The organism is Bacteroides sp. 41_26, from assembly GCF_949740115.1.
GTDB lineage: Bacteria > Bacteroidota > Bacteroidia > Bacteroidales > Bacteroidaceae > Bacteroides > Bacteroides nordii.
The window spans coordinates 113,001-133,083 of the sequence record NZ_CATJGZ010000051.1 but is presented as its reverse complement, the minus strand read 5'-3'; the positions used below and the strand labels follow the sequence as shown (position 1 = coordinate 133,083).

General features: G+C 38.3%; 15 protein-coding genes. 10 read left to right on the top strand and 5 right to left on the bottom strand.

All coding sequences use genetic code 11. The features are described from left to right. Positions 1-360: 360 nt before the first annotated feature. Together QX565_RS03470 and QX565_RS03465 are read left to right on the top strand one after the other, a co-directional pair. The gene (locus tag QX565_RS03470; protein WP_289291275.1) at positions 361-936 is read left to right on the top strand and encodes a hypothetical protein; all 576 of its coding nucleotides are present in this window, start codon (positions 361-363) and stop codon (positions 934-936) included. Positions 937-1,121: 185 nt separating this feature from the next. After that, positions 1,122-1,541 (top strand): DUF3836 domain-containing protein, encoded by a 420-nt coding sequence (locus tag QX565_RS03465; protein WP_289291273.1) that lies wholly within the window; start codon positions 1,122-1,124, stop codon positions 1,539-1,541. Between the two features lie 140 nt (positions 1,542-1,681). On the opposite strand, the gene QX565_RS03460 is transcribed toward QX565_RS03465, so the two are convergent. Further along, a complete protein-coding gene (locus QX565_RS03460; protein ID WP_289291271.1) occupies positions 1,682-3,694 on the bottom strand; it encodes a T9SS type A sorting domain-containing protein in 2,013 nt (670 codons plus the stop codon). A 457-nt stretch (positions 3,695-4,151) separates the two neighbouring features. Here QX565_RS03460 and mutS point away from each other — a divergent pair, with 457 nt between their 5' ends. Then, positions 4,152-6,767 carry a DNA mismatch repair protein MutS gene (mutS, locus tag QX565_RS03455; protein WP_289291269.1) on the top strand — a complete coding sequence of 872 codons (2,616 nt, stop codon included), beginning with the start codon at positions 4,152-4,154 and terminating at the stop codon, positions 6,765-6,767. Between the two features lie 75 nt (positions 6,768-6,842). Here the strand turns inward: mutS and QX565_RS03450 are convergent, their stop codons facing one another. From QX565_RS03450 to ychF, 4 genes are read right to left on the bottom strand one after another with little or no spacing between them, the layout of a single operon-like run. Then, the gene (locus tag QX565_RS03450) at positions 6,843-7,484 is read right to left on the bottom strand and encodes a chloramphenicol acetyltransferase (protein ID WP_221649661.1); all 642 of its coding nucleotides are present in this window, start codon (positions 7,482-7,484) and stop codon (positions 6,843-6,845) included. Next, complete coding sequence (gene lgt, locus QX565_RS03445) at positions 7,481-8,323, bottom strand: prolipoprotein diacylglyceryl transferase (RefSeq protein WP_289291267.1); 843 nt, start codon at positions 8,321-8,323, stop codon at positions 7,481-7,483. The genes QX565_RS03450 and lgt overlap by 4 nt, the downstream gene beginning before the upstream one ends. A gap of 17 nt (positions 8,324-8,340) precedes the next feature. Then, complete coding sequence (locus QX565_RS03440; RefSeq protein WP_221649663.1) at positions 8,341-9,249, bottom strand: ketopantoate reductase family protein; 909 nt, start codon at positions 9,247-9,249, stop codon at positions 8,341-8,343. A gap of 3 nt (positions 9,250-9,252) precedes the next feature. Beyond that, on the bottom strand, positions 9,253-10,356 hold the full coding sequence (gene ychF / locus QX565_RS03435) for a redox-regulated ATPase YchF (protein WP_196039873.1): 1,104 nt from the start codon (positions 10,354-10,356) through the stop codon (positions 9,253-9,255). A 364-nt stretch (positions 10,357-10,720) separates the two neighbouring features. Here ychF and QX565_RS03430 point away from each other — a divergent pair, with 364 nt between their 5' ends. From QX565_RS03430 to QX565_RS03400, 7 genes are all read left to right on the top strand, one after another. Further along, positions 10,721-11,209, top strand: a complete 489-nt coding sequence (locus tag QX565_RS03430; RefSeq protein ID WP_002558429.1) for an HU family DNA-binding protein — start codon at positions 10,721-10,723, stop codon at positions 11,207-11,209. Positions 11,210-11,538: 329 nt separating this feature from the next. Continuing rightward, positions 11,539-12,093, top strand: a complete 555-nt coding sequence (locus tag QX565_RS03425; protein ID WP_195570075.1) for an RNA polymerase sigma factor — start codon at positions 11,539-11,541, stop codon at positions 12,091-12,093. A 121-nt stretch (positions 12,094-12,214) separates the two neighbouring features. Further along, the gene (locus QX565_RS03420; protein WP_221649664.1) at positions 12,215-13,147 is read left to right on the top strand and encodes a FecR family protein; all 933 of its coding nucleotides are present in this window, start codon (positions 12,215-12,217) and stop codon (positions 13,145-13,147) included. Positions 13,148-13,186: 39 nt separating this feature from the next. Next, positions 13,187-16,591 carry a TonB-dependent receptor gene (locus QX565_RS03415; RefSeq protein WP_289291265.1) on the top strand — a complete coding sequence of 1,135 codons (3,405 nt, stop codon included), beginning with the start codon at positions 13,187-13,189 and terminating at the stop codon, positions 16,589-16,591. Between the two features lie 20 nt (positions 16,592-16,611). Next, positions 16,612-18,339 carry a RagB/SusD family nutrient uptake outer membrane protein gene (locus QX565_RS03410; protein WP_221649666.1) on the top strand — a complete coding sequence of 576 codons (1,728 nt, stop codon included), beginning with the start codon at positions 16,612-16,614 and terminating at the stop codon, positions 18,337-18,339. 79 nt (positions 18,340-18,418) lie between these two features. Beyond that, positions 18,419-19,273, top strand: coding sequence for an endonuclease/exonuclease/phosphatase family protein (locus QX565_RS03405; RefSeq protein WP_289291264.1), 855 nt, complete (start codon positions 18,419-18,421; stop codon positions 19,271-19,273). A gap of 5 nt (positions 19,274-19,278) precedes the next feature. Further along, positions 19,279-20,055 carry an endonuclease/exonuclease/phosphatase family protein gene (locus tag QX565_RS03400; protein WP_221649668.1) on the top strand — a complete coding sequence of 259 codons (777 nt, stop codon included), beginning with the start codon at positions 19,279-19,281 and terminating at the stop codon, positions 20,053-20,055. Positions 20,056-20,083 lie beyond the last annotated feature (28 nt).

Here is a 20,083-nt window from a genome sequence, read left to right as displayed (position 1 = left end):
GACATAAAAAAAGGAGCAACGCCTTGCTCCAACCTTTGTTAACCTTAAATCTAATACTATGAAAAACACATTGCAAAGATACGGCCTTTTGTGGTATTCGCAAATAATCCAAATAAAAAAGTGTGTTTTATAACATGCTTTAATATTTGCATTTATAAATTTATAAAAAGAAGGCTTCCCGGAAGGGGTATTTTAACAAAAAGTATTTTTTCTACGGGGAGGTACATCGACACAGTGTAATCTATTATTTTGTGTGTTTTTATTAAATTGATTGCTCCTTCAAGCTACTGCTTGGATATTATTTCTTATTTTTGTACGGATTGGGAGATAAAAAGACTGAACTATAATAACTAAGGAATAATGAAAACAAAGTATTTATCCGGACTGGTATTACTCCTCCTTTTGGCAGTTGGCTTTGCGTCATGCAACGATGATGAAGAGCATTGGTATGATAGTATGAAAGATGGGAGACCTTTTTTTAGCGGTCATGTTGTACGTTTCTATTTTATTGATGAAGAAGGGCATGATCTTATTAATATGATTGCATTGCCCATTTCCTGTGAGACTCTGCTTGATACACCACCGGCACCTCCTACTGAGTTTGCTACAACAACTGATGGACTTTGGTATAATAATGAGATAAATAATATAGTAATGGATAAGGATGAAAATCTGAATAGTTTCTTTACTTATGCGTACGGCGATTCGCGGTACAGTGATTTTACCTTTTATGTATACTTCAAGGGCAAGCCTTATGAAATGGCTCTTCAACACAGATATCAGGGCAAACGTAAAGTAAATGGTGATTATATCAGTGATATAGTATCCTGGAAAGTAAATGGAAAACTTATTTATTCCGCAGATGAACCTACTTACAGGAGGAAAGTATTCATTATGTGCAAAGCTGATGGAGAAACGGTCATTACATCTAAGTGATATGATTATGTCCGTTTTTGAGCGGACATCTGTTCGAAAATGAACGCATGTCTTATTTTTATAATCGTTGATAATCAGGTTATTATATCTTTGGCACGGCTATTGACTATCTATATGCGAAGGCGGTTGAGAAAAAAACAGCAGTCGCAGATCCAAAGAATAATAACAATAAAAAAATAACGATTATGAAAGCAAATGTATTTTTCAAAGCAGTGGTAATGGTAGCAGTGTTAATGGCAAGTGTAATGAGTGCTAATGCAAGTAATCCTGTTGACTATGTGAAAAATGATGAGATGAATGGTGAATTACTGGTAGCTAAGACTATCTTTAAAAATGAATCCGGCTATCTGTTCCGTCATCTTCGCTACACTTATACTTATGACAATGAAAACCGTGTAGTTTGTAAAGAAGCTGCAAAATGGGATAGCGTGAAAGAGGTTTGGACTCCTTATTTCAAACTTGATATCACTTACAATACCAATGAGGTTGAAATGAATTATGCTCTTTGGAATGCCGGAAGTCGTACTTTTGATAAGAATATGGAAAAGAGCACTTATGCACTGAATGACGGCAATGCTGTTCGCCTTTTGGCAAGTGTAAAATGAGATAAAGGAAAACGATCAAAAGAATACGGCTGTAAGAAACAAAAGTTTTTGCAGCCGTATTTTTATATCAGAGTTTATAAGTGAAAAATAATAGAGTAGATATTGGGATTGAACCAATGAATACTCTATAAAGCATTATTTTATTTTACCAGAATAACGAACCGTCCGGTTTCTTCATGCGTAGTGGAAGATAGCCGATATAAATAAATTCCCGCTGGCAGATGATTGATGATTACCTCATTATCGGTCATTGGATAAATTCCGATGTTTTGCCCGTTGATATTGTAGATTAAAAGTGATGCATTGCTGTTCGTAGCAATTTGCTTAAAAATGACGCTGTTTCCTTCATTTCGAATCATTAGTTGGGTAGAAGCATTGACCGGTTCTATACCAACGCTTTTATTGCGGTAGAGCAGTTCTCCTTTCCGATAATATTCATATAGGGCAGCCTGACTTCCATCTGTGGGTTGTGGATATATTCCTTCGACTATCCCTGTTGTGTTTCCGATGCCATATATTAGGAATCCTATGTTGGTGATAGTTGCAGGCACTACTTCGCCATTTATTAATGTGTAATTTTCCAAATACGTGATGGTATGTTCTACCTCTTTAACTCCATCGGCATCCCATTCGCCGGCATATCGTATTTTGTCTCCTATTTTCCAGGGCTCTTTGCCAAATGAATATAGCAGAAACTCTTTGGAGATATTATTTCCATTGTCAGTCTGCTGCTCTCTGTAATATATGTTGCCTTCTTTATCTTCGCGCATTTTGCCTGTTTCCCTATCCCCACAATAGACTTTCCAGTAATAGTTTCCATCTATATATTCAACGCCTTTCAGTTTATAGTGGTATTTATTAAAGAAGACAGGCCACCACATTGTACGGTATCTTACTTCTGTCCATTTTGTATCCTGCCCCAACCAATGGTTTTCGAGTATTGTGCTGATAAGTACACCGTCTTCTGTAAAATAAGGGCTTTGGTAAATCAGCTCATTTCCGATATGAATCGAAACAAGTTCATTATACATTTGATGATCGATAGTCTGTCCTCCCATTAGCAGATAAGAAAATAATCCTAATGTAGAACCGAAATATTTTATGAAACGGACATCTTTGGAGGGTGCTTGTATCCTGCCCCAATGGTCAGCTAATTGAATATAATCATACAGATATTTATTCTCTGACTCTATCTGTCCGGTTATATTACATTCGAATTCATAAGGGGTCCATGAGATATCGTTAAACTGAAGTTGTTCACTGCCGGTCCATCTGTAGTCTGCTAAGGTATATTCTTTATCGTTATTTGCCGGTTTACACACTAATATATTATTTTGTTCGCGGATGGCTGTATAGTAATCTGTATGTTCTCCATTAATGGTTAAGTATACTTTCTTATACATTTGATTGTTTATTACGGTATCTCCCAGAACTTCATAATCATGTAAATTGTATTTTGTCGGTATTTCGTTGTTGGATTCACAGTAATTGATCTCTCTCCACTTTGTGTGGTCGGTCAAAAGAAAAAAAGGAGGATAGGTCTTTCTATAGCAAGTTTTATAGTCTGGATCATGGTAAAATTGTTGCTTATTATCGCGACAGCATAGAAGTTTGTAACCTGTTCCTGCTTTAGAAAGGCAAGGTTGCCCTATTCCATTCTGCATAGAGCCAAAGCCTTCTATCCATTCGTCTCTTCCTCCCCCGTCAACAGATACTATATTAATAGCCCTCCGGCGTATTCCATTTATATCTATGTAGGTATAAGCGGCGGTTACCTTAACTTGAACACCGTCATAATATGTAAATTCATCTCCATATTCTTTACTGAAATCAAATAATAATAATTCTTGCTGACTTTTTGTATTGTAGTGGTATACTTTATCACCATCTTGTCGGATGCAAAGTCCTGACCATTTGGCTTCAGTTAAATCTTCATTTTCTGTTGTGTAGATATTGAAATAATGTAAATCGTTGATAATTGTATCTGATTTTAAAAAGGAGGTAGTAGTCCATTCGTGATAATATTCGGGTGAGACTGAAGGACGTACAAGTGTTGACCATTGTTTGCCTGCGGAGATCCAGGGTTGCTCTTGCCCGTATGTACTTTGTAAGGCGGGTAAAAGGATTGTGATGAGGAGTAGAAGTTTTTTCATAATATGTAGCATTAAATTGGTGGTTTCTGTTTTTTTTGCATGCATATTACAAATATAATAAAAAAAGAACGATAGTGGCTACTATTTTGTTTTTACCTTTTTAATTCCTGCTATCATCAAAAGAGAATATTGATGAAAGGAGGTGAAAAGGTACGGACATAAAAAAAGGAGCAACGCCTTGCTCCAACCTTTGTTAACCTTAAATCTAATACTATGAAAAACACATTGCAAATGTACGGCTTTTGGTGGTATCTGCAAATAATCCAAGAAAAATAGTATGTTTTATAACACGTTTTAAGAATACTGTGCGGGTTGTTAATAATTCAGGAGCTTGTTTAAAGACTTTTTTACGATAAGATAACCCAATAAATCTTGGTGTTGACGGGATGGTAGATTAGTGGGAAATCAGTATCTTTGCCCACTGATTACTGAATTAAAAAAGAAGAGGAGACTACCTGTGAGCAACGATATTGAACTAACCCCTATGATGAAACAGTTCCTTGACCTGAAAGCAAAACACCCGGATGCGGTGATGCTGTTTCGATGCGGGGACTTCTACGAAACTTATTCAACAGATGCAATTATTGCAGCTGAGATACTGGGAATTACCCTGACTAAACGTGCCAACGGAAAAGGAAAGACTATTGAGATGGCCGGTTTTCCTCATCATGCGCTGGATACCTATTTACCAAAACTGGTTCGCGCCGGTAAACGTGTAGCTATCTGTGACCAGCTGGAAGATCCGAAGATGACGAAGAAACTGGTGAAACGTGGCATTACAGAACTGGTTACTCCGGGTGTGTCTATCAATGATAATATTCTCAACTATAAAGAAAATAATTTCCTTGCCGCAGTGCATTTTGGTAAATCAGCCTGTGGTATTGCCTTTCTTGATATCTCTACCGGTGAATTCCTGACGGCAGAGGGACCTTTCGATTATGTGGATAAGCTGCTCAATAATTTTGGTCCCAAAGAAGTACTCTTTGAACGCGGTAAACGTGGTATGTTCGAGGGTAACTTTGGAAGTAAATTCTTCACTTTCGAACTGGACGACTGGGTTTTTACGGAAACGACTTCCCGTGAGAAGCTGCTGAAACATTTTGAGACGAAAAATCTGAAAGGTTTTGGTGTGGAACATCTGAAGAATGGTACAATTGCTTCGGGTGCTATCCTGCAATATCTGGATATGACACAGCATACACAGATTGGTCATATTACCTCGCTGGCCCGCATTGAAGAAGATAAGTATGTGCGTATGGACAAATTTACCGTACGTAGTCTCGAGCTTATCGGCAGTATGAATGATGGTGGCAGCAGTTTGCTCAATGTCATTGATAAAACGATTAGTCCGATGGGAGCCCGTTTGCTGAAGCGCTGGATGGTATTTCCGTTGAAGGATGAAAAGCCGATTAACGACCGCTTGAATGTAGTGGAGTATTTCTTTCGTGAACCGGAGTTTAAAGAGCTGATTGAGGAGCAACTGCATCTGATAGGAGATTTGGAGCGTATTATTTCGAAAGTGGCGGTAGGACGTGTGTCACCGCGCGAAGTAGTACAGTTAAAAATAGCTTTGCAGGCTATCGAACCCATAAAAGAAGCTTGCCTGCAGGCAGATAATGCCAGTCTGAACCGGATAGGAGAGCAGTTGAATCTTTGTATTTCTATACGTGACCGGATAAGTAAGGAAATCAACAATGACCCTCCTTTATTGATAAACAAAGGAGGCGTGATTCAAAGTGGGGTAAATGCCGAGTTGGACGAACTGAGACAGATAGCCTATTCGGGCAAAGATTACCTTTTGAAAATACAGCAACGTGAAAGTGAACAGACAGGGATTCCAAGTCTGAAGATTGCCTATAACAGTGTATTTGGCTACTATATAGAGGTACGCAATGTACACAAAGATAAAGTACCTCAGGAGTGGATTCGCAAACAGACGCTGGTCAATGCGGAGCGTTACATCACTCAGGAGTTAAAAGAGTACGAAGAGAAAATCCTCGGAGCAGAAGATAAGATTCTGGTGCTTGAGACCCGGCTTTATACGGAGCTGGTACAAGCTTTGAGTGAATTTATTCCTGCCATCCAGATTAATGCCAATCAGGTAGCGCGTATCGACTGTTTATTGGCATTTGCCAATGTAGCACGTGAGAATAACTATATTCGCCCGGTGATTGAAGATAATGACGTACTGGATATCCGTCAGGGGCGCCATCCGGTGATTGAAAAGCAGCTCCCGATAGGTGAGAAATACATTGCTAATGATGTGATGCTGGATAGTACAACGCAGCAGATTATTATTATTACGGGTCCCAATATGGCCGGTAAATCTGCTCTTTTGCGTCAGACGGCATTAATAACTTTGCTGGCTCAAATCGGTTCTTTTGTTCCTGCCGAGAGTGCTCACATCGGATTGGTGGATAAGATTTTCACCCGGGTGGGAGCCAGTGATAATATCTCCGTTGGCGAATCTACGTTTATGGTAGAGATGAATGAGGCGGCGGATATTCTGAATAATGTTTCTTCGAGAAGTCTTGTATTGTTTGATGAGTTGGGGCGTGGAACTTCTACCTATGATGGTATTTCGATAGCCTGGGCTATTGTAGAGTATATCCATGAGCATCCTAAGGCAAAAGCACGTACCCTTTTTGCCACGCACTATCATGAACTGAATGAGATGGAGAAATCTTTCAAGCGGATAAAGAATTATAATGTATCGGTGAAAGAAGTTGATAATAGAGTTATTTTTCTTCGTAAACTGGAACGTGGCGGTAGCGAGCATTCTTTCGGTATTCATGTAGCTAAGATGGCAGGTATGCCGAAAAGTATTGTAAAGCGTGCCAATGAAATTCTGAAGCAGCTCGAATCGGACAATCGTCAGCAAGGCATTTCCGGTAAACCATTAGGTGGAGTAAGTGAGAACAGGGGAGGGATGCAGTTGAGTTTTTTCCAGTTGGACGACCCTATATTGTGCCAGATCAGAGATGAGATACTCAATCTGGATGTGAATAACCTTACTCCGATTGAAGCGCTCAATAAGCTGAGTGATATAAAGAAGATAGTGAGAGGGAAGTAGAAATGAAAGAAAAAAATGCCCGATGATTGTACATGATCATCGGGCATTTTTATATCAATTACAAGTGAAAGTGCTCTATTTTAAAAACTCTTCCACTTTCTTATAAAACAGCGAAAGATGATGCCCGTCTATAAACCCATGGTGAATAGTCATCGCAATTGGCATTACTAATTTGCCTTCTTTTAATATTGCTTTTCCCGCATTCATCAAAGGGTAATTACTACCGTGACGATGTTCTTGTGTACAGGTCAGTGAGGTGAAATACAAGTCGGGAGTAGCACTTAACAATATAACATCAAGCAGGTCTTTACCACCCACTTTTTCCATATCATACGGGTCGCCATCAGGGTTGATGGCATCTATGACCGATTTGGCTTCCGCATAAAAGGCATTAAAATCTTTGTTCCATGACAGACGGATGGTGAAGAAACGTCCGTTTTCTTTTACCTTTATAGGAGTCAACATATCTACATTGTCGAAATAGACTACATTGCCTTCTGCATCTATGCGAAAACGAAACTCCGGTATTTCATTGACAGCGCGTAACACGGCGTAGAGATAGTGGAGGAAGAATGATTGTCCTGCGGCTTTGGCACGGGCTTTGGCTCCTCCGCACTCTACCTCTGAGGTTATGGAAATAGTGGGATTCTGAAAACTTTTGAAGAACTCATAATTACTTTTCCGCTCCCAGGTTTCTATGTCTATAATATGCTTCATTTTTTGATGGATTTCCTGTCATAAAAGAACATGAAATAGAGGCCGATGATCACAAAGGGGACACTCAGCCATTGCCCCATGTTGAGGCTCATATTGTCTTCAAAGCTAACCTGATTTTCCTTTAAGAACTCAACGAAGAAGCGGAATACAAAGATGGCCGTCAGACAGAGTCCGAAAAAGAAGCCGCGGTGTAGCTTTTTGTTATAGAACTTATAAAGATAGATCATCACCAGGAAAAGCAGGAAATAAGCGATAGCTTCGTAAAGCTGTGCCGGATGGCGTGGAAGCATATCTGTACGTTCAAAGACGAAAGCCCAGGGTACATCGGTCGGTTTACCAATGATTTCAGAGTTCATCAGGTTGGCCAGGCGGATACAGCAGGCAGTGATGGGAGTGGCTACAGCAATCATATCTACTACATCCATATAATGCATTTTTATTTTACGGCAATAGAGCCAGAGGGCAATCATCAGTCCTAACGTTCCACCGTGGCTGGCAAGTCCTTCATAACCTGTGAATTTCCAGCCTCCGTCGGGCAGGAATCTGATAGGAAGTATCATTTCCCAGAATCCCCGGAAACTGGTGAGATAGGTCTGAGGATCATAGAATATACAATGTCCCAGTCGGGCCCCAATCAGAATACCAAAGAAACAATAGAAAAACAGGGGCTCAAATTTCTTTTCGCTTATCTTTTTATCCCGGAACTGATAGTGAACTATAACATAGGCCAGAAAGATACCAACGGCCCACAATAGTCCGTAATAGCGAACGGGAAGTCCGAAGAGGTTGAACAATTCGGGATTCGGGTTCCAGTTAATAGATAATAAAATGGTATTCATAATTATTGAGTTTAATTTTATATTCTGAATTTCTTGGCTACTTCCTGATAGGTTGGTACTTCTATTCCCTGTTCTTCGGCAGCTGTTATCATGTCAAAAAGTAACCCTTGTACTTCGGATTGATGTCCTTTCTCCATATCTTTCTGCATGGATGCGGTGCTTTGTGGGTCGAGTTTATCAATTACTTTGAGATTGTAGGTGACGGGATCTTCGGAGAATTCGATACCGAGTTTCTTTCCTAACATGGCACTTTCGGTAGACAGGCCTATGAAAGTATCACGTATTTTACCCGGCTTTTGCACTTCGCCCATAGGAACATTGAAATAAGCTCCGGTGACGGCCATAGCCGAGATAAAGGACCACTTGACAAATGTATCCCGTTGAATGTCAGGTGACAGATCCACTTTGATTCCGCTTTCTACCAGATCGTCACGTACGGCTTCAAGCAGTCCGGCGGGTACATTTGTGCCTCTATGCGCTCCATATACCAAACGGAAAATGGTTCCCATCTGAGTAATTTCTCCCGGGGCGGATACGAACCCTACAATGTAAATACAACCATCCAGAACGGTTACGCCCGGAACAAGGCGCTGAATACGTGGTCCTGTACCATAAACATTGAGTATGGGAATTACGATTGTTTTTTCGTGAGAAGCCCGTTTTATCAGATCCGTGATAGAGTCAACGGAATAGCCTTTGACGCAAACGAATATTACGTCTGCTTTTCCTGTGTACTCTTCTGCTGTACAAGCTTTCACTGGAATGGTATGATTGCCTTTCAGGCCTGACTTTAACGTCAGTCCATTGTTCTGTATAGCTTCCAGGTGCGCCCCACGGGCTATACAGGTAACATCCTTTCCGCTCAGTGCAAGAAAGGCAGCAATACTGCCTCCTACACCTCCGGTTCCTGCTATAAGATAATTCATTCTTTATACGTTAAAACGGAAATGCATGATATCTCCGTCCTGTACTACATATTCTTTTCCTTCCACACCTAATTTACCGGCTTCTTTCACGGCAGCTTCTGAACCATACTGGATAAAATCATCATATTTGATAACCTCTGCACGGATAAATCCTTTTTCAAAGTCGGTATGGATTACTCCCGCACACTGAGGTGCTTTCCAACCTTTTTCATAAGTCCAGGCACGTACTTCCTGTACACCGGCTGTAAAATAAGTTTCGAGATTCAATAATTTATAAGCCGATTTGATAAGCCGGGCTACCCCTGATTCTTCCAGTCCTACTTCGGCAAGGAACATCTGGCGGTCTTCGTAAGTCTCCAGTTCGGCAATATCCGATTCTGTTTTGGCAGCAACAATAAGAATTTCTGCATCTTCATCTTTTACTGCTTCGCGAACCATGTCTACATATTTGTTTCCGTTTACGGCACTTGCTTCGTCCACGTTGCAAACATACATTACCGGTTTGCTGGTAAGCAGAAAGAGTTCGCGGGCAATTTTCTGTTCGTCTTTGGTTTCAAACTTTACAGTACGGGCCGATTTTCCCTGCTCCAATGCTTCTTTGTATTTAACGAGGATGTCATAAGTCTGTTTGGCAGTCTTATCACCTCCTGTTTGTGCTTGCTTTTGCACTTTCTGTATACGTGCGTCAATAGTGTCGAGGTCTTTCAACTGTAGTTCATAGTCAATAATCTCTTTGTCACGCACAGGGTTTACACTTCCGTCTACATGTGTCACATTATCATCATCAAAGCAACGAAGTACATGCAGGATGGCATCTGTTTCACGAATGTTTGCGAGAAACTTATTACCTAATCCTTCACCTTTACTGGCACCTTTTACCAGTCCGGCGATGTCTACAATTTCTACGGTAGTGGGTACAATTCGTTGCGGGTGTACCAGCTCCGCCAATTTATTCAAACGTTCGTCCGGAACAGTGATTACGCCTACATTCGGTTCTATTGTACAAAAAGGGAAGTTTGCCGCCTGTGCTTTCGCGTTCGACAAACAGTTGAAAAGTGTCGACTTTCCTACGTTGGGAAGTCCGACAATACCACATTGCAATGCCATTTATCTATTTCGTTATTATATTTATTATCAATGCCTGTAAACAGTACGTTCTGTTTAAAATATGTCTGCAAAGATAACTATTCTTTTAAAAATACAGGTGATAACATCTTAAAAAAGGGTTATATGTGAGTTGTACTCCCCGGAGTGTACTTTTAGGGGAAATAATTGTAGCTTTCTTTTGTTGCCGGGATATATTCATTACCTTTGCAGAGAACGTTGTACGACATGCGCATCTGGAACATGCTGACATGCACATGTCGTGCTGTACGAGATGTACATGTCATACTGTACGAGATGCACATGTCGTACAACGTTCTGTTACGACCTTCAATACGTTTGATTACAACATCTAATACGAAAGATTATGGGATTGATTTATCTGGTAAGAAAGAAGAGATTCAGCACAGTAGAAGGATTTAAGGAACTCTATTACGCTGTACAGAAGAAGCTCCAGAAACGTGGGGGTAAGAATGAGAATGACCTGGCGGATATGCTTTCTTCGCAAAGCGGTAGGAGTAAAGGTGATGTATTGAGTATACTTACTGACCTTCCTAAGGTGATGGAGGAAATATTGAAAAGCGGAGAGTCAGTCACTATTCGTGGACTCGGTTCGTTTCATGCAGCTGTTACGAGTGACGGTTTTGAGCATCCTGAGGATGTACTTCCTCATGAGGTGCGCTTGTCCAGAGTGTACTTTGTGGCCGACCGTAGATTCACCAACCGTGTTGGCAAGATGAAATTCTTCCGTTATCCCTTGTCGAAGTATTTTCCGAAAAGTGCATTGCGGGCAGAAACTTTAGTAAAAGAGGCTGAAGAAGAGTTCGAAGAAGACTTCGGACAAGGGGTGGAATAATTAAAAGGAATTACGAGTATACAGGTTTATCACAAAATTAACCGGAAGTTTCTTAACCGGAAGTTTCTATCGGGTGGACACTGGCTTGTTTTGCTGCATGGCGTGATGTCTGTTGTTATGCATATCGCTTTATGTAATTATCTCTTGTGTACCTTTTTGTGTAAGAAGTGCACTGTTTCTGTACTTTTTCTCTTTTTTTTAATTAATATGTAACACATCTGTCCTTATTTTTTTCTTTTCCGATCTATTGACAAGATTGCCAGCAAATGTTTTGTATTTCTCATATATTTTTGCGAATATTGCACCCATATCGTGTATCGGGAATTATTATGGATGACATTTTACTCGTTCAGCAACTAAAAAAAGGAAATCAACTTGCTTTCACCACTCTTTATAAAAAGTATGGTGCACAAGCTTTTGCACTGTCTTTTAAATACCTGTGCAATAAAGAGTTGGCTGAGGATGCTGTACAGAATTTGTTTATGAAAATCTGGATAAAACGTGAAGAACTGGAAGAGGGTCGTCCTATTAATCGTTTTTTATTTACTGTTTTGAAGAACGATCTATTGAATATTCTGCGGGATTCAAAAAGTAATATTTTTGTATTGGATGATTGTTTGGAAATTCTCAATTATCTGGATGGAGAGGATACAGATTCTCAGGAATTTGACCAGGAGCAAGTTGAAATGATACGTAGTGCCGTAGAACAATTGTCTCCTCAAAGGAAAAAGATTTTTTCTATGAAAATATCCGGGAAGTATTCTAATCAGGAGATTGCAAACAGATTAAATCTGTCTATAAATACCATTAAATTTCAATATAGCCAGTCTTTGAAACAAATTAAAAAGCTGGTTCGTGAGCGTGCAATTATGCTGTTAATGTAACTTTCGGATAGTCCAACGGGCATTCTTTTTTATCTTTCTTAAAATATTTTTCTAAAATCAATGATTTTATATAATACTTTTCTTACCTCTTTGTGTACTATATATAAAGATCAGTAAAAACATGCGTTTGAATAAACATAAAAATACAGCTCCGGAAATCATTAATTATATTGCTGAACATATAGACAGCGATATTGATTGTTTGCTAAAGAATGAACCTTTGGCTATGGGCGGGCGTGAGATGCCGGAGTTTGATGAATATAAAGTCTATCAGAATATACTTGATGAAGTAGATAAAAGAAAGAAGAGAGCGTTTTGGCCAGCTTTCAGGTGGGCGTGTGCCATCGCTTTGCTCCTTTTCAATATCAGTTACTTTACCTATATAATAATGGAAGAGTGTACTCCTGAATATCAAGAGATATGTGCTTCCAAAGGAGAAAAGTTGATTGTGCTCTTGCCTGACGGTAGCCGCGTGTGGTTGAATGCTGATTCAAAGCTGGTTTATCCGGAACAATTTACGGGGAAAGAACGTCAGGTTTCCTTGGTTGGTGAAGCTTATTTTGAGGTAAAAAAGAATCCGGATAATCCCTTCATGGTACAGGCGGATGAGATGAAGATAAAAGTGACTGGAACCAGTTTTAATGTATCTGCTTATCCTTCCGACAAAAAAATAACCACCACACTTGATGAAGGAAAGATTATGATAGGACATTATGGTTCTAAATCTCCATTGTATGAGATGCGCCCGGGACAAACAGCTGTTTATGAAAAAGGTAGTTCACTCTGCAAAATTCGGGCAAATGAGTATTATAAAGATGCTTCCGGATGGAAAGAGAATAGGTTGGTCTTTCGAAATACCCCTTTGGAAGAAGTGCTGGCAGTACTTTCAAGGCAGTTTGATGTTAATTTTGATATCCGTGGGACTAAGATAACCACGTTCACATATAATTTTGTTTGTAAAGCCAATGATCTTGGAAACATTCTGGAGACAATGTCTTCGATAACTCCAATTAAATTTAATAAAATTTCAGAAGATATCTATGAAGTAAGGTAAAAAATAATTAATCTAGTAACTTTATCAATTTCTAATTTTATGAATGAAAATCACTTGTTTTCATACATCCGAAAATGGTGTATGGTGTGCGGATTATGTCTTATTTTTCCGCTCATAGCTTACCCTCAACAACAGAAAATTTCTGTGACTATTCGTAATTTGTCTCTCAAACAGGCTATGGAACAGATCAGTAAGCAGGCTGAAATGAATGTAGCTTATAGTAAAGAGTTTGTTGATACCAATAAGAAGGTTTCTTTGAAAGTTCAAAATGTGAAATTAGAGGATGCCCTTTCTTCTTTATTGAAAGGAATGAATATTGGTTTCCGTTTTTTGGACAATAGTATTCTGTTGTATAATAAAAATGAACAAAAAAAAGAAGATACTTCTTCTGATAAAAAGAAAGAAGTATCAGTAAATGGACAAGTCGTTGATAAAATGACAGGAGAGCCGATTGTAGGTGCTACAATATCAGTTGTAGGTACTTCTACGGGTACAATTACTGATATTGACGGAAATTATTCGTTGAAAGTAGATGAAGGAAGTACGTTACTTTTCTCTTTTATAGGTTACACAGAGGTAAAACAAGTTGTTCGCCAACCGGGAAAGCTGGATGTGACTTTAGCGGAAAATGCAATTCAACTGAATGATGTAGTTGTGGTTGGTTATGGAGTGCAGAAGAAAGTAAATCTGACAGGTGCCGTATCTATGGTAAAAGGAGATGTTTTAGAAAACAGGCCAATCTCAAATGTAAGTACAGGTTTGCAAGGACTTTTGCCTGGTGTTACAATTACTTCTTCATCTGGTCAGCCGGGGGCTGTTCCTGATATTAAGATACGTGGTGTGAATACTATTAACAGTAGTACTTCTCCTCTTATATTAATAGATGGTGTGGCTGGTGGTGATATGAACCTTCTGAATCCAGGTGATATTGAGAGTGTTTCAGTACTTAAAGATGCTGCTTCTGCTTCTATTTATGGTGCACGTGCAGCAAATGGCGTTATCTTGATTACAACAAAGAAAGGTAAGCAGAAAGAAAAAGCGACATTGACTTATTCTGGCTATATCGGTTTACAAACTCCGACGGCACTTCCTGAATTGGTTAATGGTAGGCAGTATATGGAGTTGTCTAATGAGGCGATGGCTGCAGCGGGATTTTCAAAACCTTATAATGATGAAGCATTTTCAAAATATGATTCAGGAAATTATCCTAATGAATATTCGAATACGGATTGGATTGGTGAAATATTCAAAAAGAGTAGTTTGCAAACAAGCCATTCTTTAAGTGTTAGAGGTGGTAGTGAGAAAAGTGGTTATTTTATGTCTTACGGATATTTAAACCAAGATGGTCTAGTGGTAGGAGATGCTTTTGATTCTAAAAGACATAATGCTCGAATTAGCGTAAATACAGAGGTCTTTGATAGATTAAAATTGAATGGCACTGTTAGTTTTGTTGATTATTATCGCCGTGCTTCGGGCTTTTCAGGTGCATCCGGTGTATTTAGGTTAGCCCAACGAAATTCTCCTTTATTACCTGTTAAGTGGCAACAGCAAGATGAAAACGGAAATTGGGTCGATTCAGAGAATTGGTCAAATGGTTCTGTAAAAAATCCTCTTTCTATAGCTTATGATGGTGGTACAGAACAAAGGAAGTCACGAACATTAAATACGATTATAGGTGCTGATTTAAAAATTATAGAAGGTTTAAATTTAGGTGGGCAATATGCAGCTAATTACTATTTTAGAGAGACGGATGAATATAACCCGGTTTTACCAGAGTTTTATGCAGATGGAACACCTGATCCTCAAAATAAAAATTTGCGTAATTATGTATATCAGGCACATCAGGATGCTCTGACGCAAAGTTTCCAATTAACGTTGAATTATAATAAGAGTATCAAATTACATGAATTTGGTGCATTATTGGGTTTTTCTCAGGAATGGTATGATTTTAGTGATTTAGATGGTAGTAGAAAAAATATTCTTTTAGATGATATTTATGTATTAGATGCTGGAACTGAAGATATCACAAATGGTGGTGGTAAAGATTCTTGGGCATTACGTTCTTATTTTGGGCGTATTAATTATGCTTATAATGAGAAATATTTGTTTGAAGCTAATATGCGTATTGATGGTACTTCTCGATTTGCAAAGAATAATCGCTGGGGATATTTCCCTTCATTCTCTGTTGGATGGAACTTTTCTCGTGAGAGTTTTATGAGATTTGCTGATTCTGTTCTGAAATCAGGAAAACTTAGAGCTTCTTGGGGTGAACTTGGTAATCAAAATGTTGGCAGTGATTATTATCCTTATCTGACACCAATTGAAAGAATTGAAAAGAGTTATCCTATTGGAGGTATTAATAATATTGGTTTTGCCCAAAAAAAATTGGGAAATATGAATATTAAGTGGGAAACCATCCGGATGTTGAATATCGGTATTGATTTGAGCTTCTTTGAAAATCGTCTAACTACATCATTTGATTGGTTTAAGAAAGAGAATATTAATGCTTTGGTAAAACCTATTTATCCTACTATCGTTGGTGTAACGGGAACAGCTAATTTACCATTTGAGAATATGGGTAAAATTGAGAATAAAGGCTGGGAATGGGATATTTCTTGGCGTGATAGAATCGGAGAGGTGAAATATAGTATGTCATTTAACATATCTGATGCAAAGAATAAAATTGTTGACTTAGGAAAGAGTGAACCGACTTTAGCGGATAAAATAAGAAGAGTGGGTGATCCTATCAATGCTTTTTATGGATATTTGACCGATGGGTTGGCGCAAATATCTGATTTTGGTGGACAAAATGCAGATGGAAGATATATTAATCCTAATTTTGCTATACCTAAGGCTTCGGAAAGTATAGTACAACCAGGTGATATTAAGTACAGAGATATTAGTGGTCCGAATGGTAGTCCGGATGGAGTAATTGACAATTATGATAAGGTGGTATTTGGGGATCCCTATCCTCATTATACTTATTCTTTCAAGGGTGCTGTGGAATGGAAAGGTTGGGATTTTAGTTTTTATCTACAAGGTGTAGGTAAAGTGAATGGTTATCTGAAAGATGAGGCTCGTCATTGTTTTATTAATGATTATTCTGTACCTAAAGTAGAGCATTTGGATAGATGGACACCTAATAATCCGAATGCAGCTTATCCAAGACTGTATCAAGCTCAGACTCATAATTTATTATTTAGTGACTATTGGCTGGAAGATGCTTCATATTTACGGCTGAAAAATGTTCAATTGGGATATACTTTTCCAAAAAAATGGATTAATAGTTTGGGACTTTCCAATTTAAGGGTATACGCCTCTGCTGATAATTTGTTGACATTTACTAAATATTTTGGAGCTTATGACCCGGAAGTACGTGAAACGTCTGGTGATTCTTATCCGCAGGTGAAAACTTATGTGTTTGGTTTATCTGTTTCATTTTAATAAAGATAATAAATACTGATATGAAAACTATAAAATATATTTTAGTATTGCTTTTGTTTTGGGTTAATACTTCATGTGCCGACTTCTTGGACAGATATCCACAAGATTCTGTTACTAATGAAACATATTGGAAAACAGAAGAACAGCTACGGGCAGCTCTATATCCCTGTTATGGAGCTTTTGAATATGAATTAATGATAAAATGGGCTGAGTCTACTGCGGAAACTGTAATGTGGGGAGATAAAAATAGTGGATTGAGTAAAGTTTCCGGAGGAAAACATGCTTATACGGATGGTTTTCCATTTACTTCCTATTGGCGGTATTCTTATGGTCATATTTATACATGTAATAATTTCTTGGATAATTATGATAAAGCAGAGATTGAACAGGATGTAAAGGATGTATATGCAGCTGAAGTAAAAGTGATAAGATCATGGCTCTATTTTATGTTAACTACTTTTTATGGTGATGTACCCTGGGTTGATCATGTGATAACAGCTGATGAAGCCTATGTACCTCGTACGTCGAGAAATCAAATTATTGATTATTTGATGGATGATTTGGAATGGGCCGCATCTAAATTACCTGAGGAAAGACAATTGGGAACTAATGTTGGACGTATTGACCGATGGGGGGCATTGGCTATGCAAGCACGTATAGCATTGCAAAATGAACGATATGATATTGCTGCGAAAGCTGCGAAGGAGGTTATAGATAAAGGACCTTATGGGTTATATGATTATGAAAAGATATACCAGTTAGAAGGTGATGTAGAAGTTAACCCAGATAATAATGAATCAATTATTTATAGTGTTTACATCAAGGATGTGCGTATGAATAATATGCCTAATGAAACTTGTTGCCCTACGGATTTTATCCGTTTTAATCCTTCAAAAACATTAGTGGATGCTTATTTATGTACAGATGGAATGCCTGCTAAAGCGGGGTTGGAGTATTATAAGCAGACGAATATTAAAACTTCTCCTCTTTATAAATATCCGGAAGAGCACTATGTTGATTATTTTCAGAATAGAGATCCTCGTATGAAAATGACCTTGTATGCCCCCGGAGATGAATGGCCGGGTGGTGATGACGGAGATGCAGAATATCGTAAGCCCAATCCGATATTTAATCTGCCTCGTTTTTCCTCTCTTCAACCTGGAAGAAACGGAGCTAACGGGATTACTGGATTTTATTTTAAAAAATACAATGTAAAATCAATTGCGGGTAATTATAATATATCTCACAATAATTTGAATGTAATTCGCTTTCCTGAGGTTTTGTTGATTTATGCGGAGGCCCTTTATAAAACGAAAGGTACTTTATCTCAAGATGATCTCGACTATACAGTCAATAAATTAAGAGACCGTGTGGGGATGCATAGAATGAATCTGGATGAATTGACTGAATGGAATCTTGATCTTTGGACAGAATTGAAAAGAGAACGTCGAGTAGAATTGTCTTTTGATGGAATGAGATACGCTGATGTGATGCGTTGGAAAGAAGGTGAACTTAGATTTGGACGTGCTATAACAGGGCCGAGTCTTAAAGTCTGTATGAATGATTTGGGTGCTAATCCTTATCCTGATACTGGTGTTGATGAGTTTGGAGATGTGATATATGAGAAATCAGTGGTTGAAGGTGGAGCTCGTTATTTTGATCCGGCTATGCATTATCTATGGCCGGTCCCTTACGAAGAGAGAGTGAAAAATCCACTTCTAGGACAAAATCCCGGATGGCCTGAATAAATGAATCAGAATGTCATAGATTTCGTATAGTCGGAATCTATGACTTACGATACTTCTACTAAAAACTAAAAAAATAATTATGAAAAAATTTTTATTGATATTTCTTTGTTTGAGTTTTTCATTTTTTGGTTGTAGCCAGAATGATGAACCTGGAACTGATTCTGGATGGGATACAGGTGGTAGTGTAGAAAGTAAATTGACAGTGATGAGTTATAATATCAGGCATTGTGCCCCTTATTATGGTACGTCAGAAGCAACTGTAGCAAATGTTAATAATGTAGCTGAAGTTATCAAAAGGATTAAACCCGATGTGATTTTGTTACAAGAAGTCGATCAGTGTACTAAGCGAAGTCTCGGAATAGATCAAGCTAAAGAACTGGCAAAGTTAGCTGGTTACCCGTACTACTATTTCTTTAAACAGAAAGATCTTGAAACAGGTGGTGCGTACGGAGCCGCTATTCTTTCTTCATTTTATATGAGTGAAATAGTGAATCATGAGCTACCAAAAGTAATTGACGGGTTGACAATTACAGGTAGCAATGTTTTAGGTACTGCCAAGATAAAATTTAATGAGACTACTATTTATCTGGCGGTGACGCATTTATCTGTTACTCAAGCGGAGAAAGACAGGCAATTTCCGATTATATTGAAAGAATTATCCTCAAAGGGAGATGCACCGATTATTGTAGCAGGCGATTTTAATTCAAAACCGGATAATTCGATTATCAAAAAGCTTGATGAAGCAGGATTTATTAGAACGAACACTGATCCGATGAAGTTTACAATACCTTCTAATGCACCTAACCGGGAGTTGGATTACATTGCTTACAAACCTGAAAAACAATTTAGTGTGATTTCTCATACTGTGTTTACAGGTATAAATGCTTCTGATCATTTACCTATTGTATCTGTATTAAACGTATCAAAACCCTAACAAAGATGAGAATATTAAGAAATTGCTTATTGATTTTGTATTTGCTATTGGTTGGAAATACATATGCTCAGGATACTTTGAGAATGAAAGTTATGACTTATAATCTAAGATTTGGTGAGTTGGCAGAGTTGAAAGATCTGGCTGCACATATAAAGTCTTTTAATCCTGATTTTGTAGCACTTCAGGAAGTTGACTCTAAAACCAATCGTGATCGTACACCTCATCAGAGAGGAAAGGATTTTATATCGGAATTAGCCTATTATACTGGCATGTTCGGTTTATATGGCAAAACAATAGAATATAAAGGAGGGTATTATGGTATTGGAATTCTCTCAAAATACCCTTATATCAAGATTCAGAAAACGCTTTTACCTCAACTTGGAAAAGATTATGAACAACGTGTTTTGTTAGAGGGGCTTTTTGAAATGAACGGCGATACCATTGTTTTTGCTTCTACCCATTTGGATGCTAAGCTTACAAAAACGAGGGAATTACAAGCTGAATTTATTAATAATCATTTTAGAAAAGTGGATTATCCTACTGTACTTGGAGGAGATTTTAATTCTGATGTTTCCTCTAAAGTGATTAAAGAGTTAAAACAGGAATGGTTCTGTGATGCTGATATGACTCCTACTGTACCGGCATGGAAACCTTATCGAAAGATAGATTTCCTGTTTGCCAAACCGCAGAAAGGTTGGAAAGTAATTCGTACCCAAACAATCCAATCCGTGTTGTCCGATCATTTGCCTATTATCACGGAATTGGAATATATAAGGCCTTAAATAAGGAAAGCTCTTAAAATAACTTGAG

Excerpts from the sequence above, each read along its gene's own strand:
- QX565_RS03420 (WP_221649664.1), top strand. The coding sequence starts at position 12,215 with ATGCGTTTGAATAAACATAAAAATACAGCTCCGGAAATCATTAATTAT.
- QX565_RS03460 (WP_289291271.1), bottom strand. The coding sequence starts at position 3,694 with ATGAAAAAACTTCTACTCCTCATCACAATCCTTTTACCCGCCTTACAA.
- QX565_RS03450 (WP_221649661.1), bottom strand. The coding sequence starts at position 7,484 with ATGAAGCATATTATAGACATAGAAACCTGGGAGCGGAAAAGTAATTAT.
- QX565_RS03405 (WP_289291264.1), top strand. The coding sequence starts at position 18,419 with ATGAAAAAATTTTTATTGATATTTCTTTGTTTGAGTTTTTCATTTTTT.
- QX565_RS03470 (WP_289291275.1), top strand. The coding sequence starts at position 361 with ATGAAAACAAAGTATTTATCCGGACTGGTATTACTCCTCCTTTTGGCA.
- QX565_RS03425 (WP_195570075.1), top strand. The coding sequence starts at position 11,539 with ATGGATGACATTTTACTCGTTCAGCAACTAAAAAAAGGAAATCAACTT.
- QX565_RS03400 (WP_221649668.1), top strand. The coding sequence starts at position 19,279 with ATGAGAATATTAAGAAATTGCTTATTGATTTTGTATTTGCTATTGGTT.
- ychF (WP_196039873.1), bottom strand. The coding sequence starts at position 10,356 with ATGGCATTGCAATGTGGTATTGTCGGACTTCCCAACGTAGGAAAGTCG.
- QX565_RS03465 (WP_289291273.1), top strand. The coding sequence starts at position 1,122 with ATGAAAGCAAATGTATTTTTCAAAGCAGTGGTAATGGTAGCAGTGTTA.
- QX565_RS03415 (WP_289291265.1), top strand. The coding sequence starts at position 13,187 with ATGAATGAAAATCACTTGTTTTCATACATCCGAAAATGGTGTATGGTG.
- lgt (WP_289291267.1), bottom strand. The coding sequence starts at position 8,323 with ATGAATACCATTTTATTATCTATTAACTGGAACCCGAATCCCGAATTG.
- QX565_RS03440 (WP_221649663.1), bottom strand. The coding sequence starts at position 9,249 with ATGAATTATCTTATAGCAGGAACCGGAGGTGTAGGAGGCAGTATTGCT.
- QX565_RS03410 (WP_221649666.1), top strand. The coding sequence starts at position 16,612 with ATGAAAACTATAAAATATATTTTAGTATTGCTTTTGTTTTGGGTTAAT.
- QX565_RS03430 (WP_002558429.1), top strand. The coding sequence starts at position 10,721 with ATGGGATTGATTTATCTGGTAAGAAAGAAGAGATTCAGCACAGTAGAA.